Below are 268 nucleotides of genomic sequence, written 5' to 3'. Positions count from 1 at the left end.
CCAACGTCTGGACGAACTGGCACCGCAGCATGTGAAGGTGCCATCGGGTTCGTCGGTGCGACTGGACTACAGCGAACAGCCGCCGATCCTGGCGGTGCGCCTGCAGGAATTGTTCGGGTTGGCGGATACGCCGCGCATTGCCGGTGGGCGGCAGGTGGTGAAGCTGCACTTGTTGTCGCCTGCGCGGCGCCCGGTGCAGGTGACGCAGGACCTGGCGAACTTCTGGCGCAGCACCTATGCCGAGGTGAAGAAGGATTTGAAAGGGCGC

General features: G+C 64.6%; 1 protein-coding gene. It reads left to right on the top strand.

Going from position 1 to position 268, the window contains the following annotated elements; all coding sequences use genetic code 11:
• Positions 1-268 (top strand): ATP-dependent helicase C-terminal domain-containing protein (locus SB756_RS30615; RefSeq protein WP_410913310.1); only part of this gene is annotated, 268 nt, incomplete at both ends.

Origin of the sequence: Pseudomonas sp. SIMBA_068, from assembly GCF_046534705.1 — a bacterium.
Taxonomy (GTDB): domain Bacteria; phylum Pseudomonadota; class Gammaproteobacteria; order Pseudomonadales; family Pseudomonadaceae; genus Aquipseudomonas; species Aquipseudomonas putida.
The sequence above is the reverse complement of the archived record's forward strand: the minus strand, read 5'-3'. Positions and strand labels throughout refer to the sequence as shown.